Annotated in this window: 2 protein-coding genes; one reads left to right on the top strand and one right to left on the bottom strand. The window is 67.4% G+C overall.

All coding sequences use genetic code 11. The annotated features are described in order from the left end of the window. Positions 1-228: 228 nt before the first annotated feature. Positions 229-477: a hypothetical protein gene (locus C468_RS02885; RefSeq protein WP_008847377.1), complete on the bottom strand. Its 249-nt coding sequence runs from the start codon at positions 475-477 to the stop codon at positions 229-231. Positions 478-618: 141 nt separating this feature from the next. On the opposite strand from C468_RS02885, the gene C468_RS19300 reads away from it, so the two are divergent. Beyond that, positions 619-696: biotin carboxylase N-terminal domain-containing protein (locus C468_RS19300; protein WP_008847376.1), on the top strand; the 78-nt coding region annotated here is incomplete at its 3' end.

Here is a 696-nt window from a genome sequence, read left to right as displayed (position 1 = left end):
CGCCATCAGAGATGTGTATAAGAGACAGGACCGCGGCCGGCCGGACCGACCGCTTTTAAATCAGGCCGCGCGCATTCCCCCGGCGGTGGACCCGGTACGCCCCGGTGGCCCCGGCGGTCCGACCGCCACGCGAACCCTTCGCAGGGCGCGACCGAGAATACGTCTGATCGCGTATATAGCTATGGACGGTGCTGATAACCGACGGGTTCCGCGCCAGCAGTCGACGGGTCACGCCTCGCGCGACTCGTCGGCCACGCCGTCGCCCTGCTCCGCTTCCTCGGTCGGCTCGTCGCGCCGGTCGTCGGTCGAGCCGCCGCCGAGGAGCCGGTTGAGAGCGATCGGCACGACGCCCACGAAGAGCGCGAGGATGCCGATCCGGACGAGCAACGAGGCGTCCGTCAGCAGCGTCGCGGCGAGATACGCGCCCGCCGCGACCAGCACCGACGGCAACACGTAGGGGTTTCCGGGCGAGAGCATGTCCGGACGTGGCGGCCGGCAGGCTCTTAATCGTCTCGGGAACGTCCCGGCGACTGCCGAGGGAGTACGACGATCGTCGTCACCGATCGTCGTCGCGGACCGATAGAATGAGGTGGGTTATGGTGGAATGATGGTGTAAGAATGTTCGACAAGGTTCTGGTCGCGAACCGCGGGGAGATCGCGGTTCGGGTGATGCGCGCCTGTGCGGAGCTGGGTGTC

The sequence above is a fragment of the Halorubrum kocurii JCM 14978 genome (genome assembly GCF_000337355.1).
GTDB classification, from domain to species: Archaea; Halobacteriota; Halobacteria; order Halobacteriales; family Haloferacaceae; genus Halorubrum; species Halorubrum kocurii.
Note: the sequence above shows the minus strand (reverse complement) of the source record. Positions and strands in the feature narration are given on the sequence as shown.

Excerpts from the sequence above, each read along its gene's own strand:
- C468_RS02885 (WP_008847377.1), bottom strand. The coding sequence starts at position 477 with ATGCTCTCGCCCGGAAACCCCTACGTGTTGCCGTCGGTGCTGGTCGCG.